The organism is Luteibacter sp. P4_E6, assembly GCF_056401535.1.
In genome coordinates this window covers 1-1,365 of sequence record NZ_JBFUJE010000784.1, presented here as the reverse complement: position 1 = coordinate 1,365, position 1,365 = coordinate 1, and the positions used below count along the sequence as shown (strand labels likewise).

General features: G+C 64.8%; 1 protein-coding gene. It reads right to left on the bottom strand.

Annotated features, from left to right (window positions below; translation table 11 throughout):
* Window positions 1-1,365: fatty acyl-AMP ligase (locus tag AC1DT2_RS23480; protein WP_477299086.1), on the bottom strand; the 1,365-nt coding region annotated here is incomplete at both ends.

The window sequence follows — 1,365 nt, the reverse complement described above, 5'->3', positions numbered from 1 at the left end:
ACGCGGCAGTGTGTGACGCGGCACCAGCTCGATGAGGCAGGCAATGCCCAGCTCTTCGAGGAGATCGCCACGAATGCGATTGACCAGTGACTCGCGGACGTCGACATCGTCGGTGTTGCACTGGACGACCACGGCGGCGACTTCCGCGCCACCCGGGCCCGGCACACCGAAGGCCGACGCGTCCTGCGAACGCAGTTCCGGCTGGCGTTCGACGATGCGCTCGATGTCCTGCGGCCAGATGTTGCGGCCGTTGACGATGATCATGTCCTTGTGACGACCGGTGACCACGACTTCGCCGTCGACGACGTAACCGATGTCGCCGGTGTCGAGCCAGCCGTCAGCGGCAAGCACTTCAGCGGTCTTTTCCGGCTGCTGGAAGTAGCCCGACATGACGCTCGGACCACGAACCATGATGCGGCCGACGTGGAGGTCGGCGAGCTGCTTGCCCGCGTCGTTCCAGATCTCGAGCTCGTGACCCGGGAGTGGGCCGCCGCAACGGACGAAACCCGTGCCGGTGCCGGCAGCGACCGGCGTCGCGATAAGGTCTTCGGCCAGGTCGGTCGGATCGATCCACTCGACCACGATGCCAGCCTGCAGCGGCGAGAAGCTGATTGCCAGCGAGGCCTCGGCCATGCCGTAGGACGGCACGAACGCGCGCGCGTCGAAACCGGCCGGCGCCAGCAGCTCGGCAAAATGCTTGGGTACTTCGGGCAGGATCGGCTCGGCGCCGATACCGGCAACACGCCAGTGCGAGAGGTCGTAGGAAGCGATATCCGACGGCTTGACGCGACGCGCGCACATTTCGTAACCGAACGGCGGGCTGTAGGCGATCGTTGCCTTCGAACGGCTCATCAGCTCCAGCCAGCGACGCGGACGCATCGCGAACTCGCGCGTGTCGAGATAGTCGATCGAGCGCTGACCCGCCATGACGGTGAGCAGACAGCCGACCAGGCCCATGTCGTGATAGAACGGAAGCCAGGACACGAAACGGTCGTCGTCACGCAGGTCGAGGCCGTAATTGTTCGAACCCTGCAAGTTGGCCATCAAGGCCTGCTCGGTGATCATCGCCGCCTTCGGCGTACCGGTGCTGCCCGAGGTGAACTGCAGGTACGCGACTTCGGTCGGACCGAGCGGCTGCAGTTCGATATTCTGGATCGGCAGCTCGRCGAACGCGGCCGGCGTGCCCCACTTGGCAATATCCAGGCCAACGACAGCTTCACCGAGGAAACCGATGAAGGCTTCCGAAGCGACCGCGACGGAAGCGCCCGCAGCCTGAAGCATGCCGCGAAGCTTCTTCACGTACGCATCATGGCCGCCGAGATTCACTGTCGACGGTAGGGCGACAGGAACGAGGCCCACGTACTG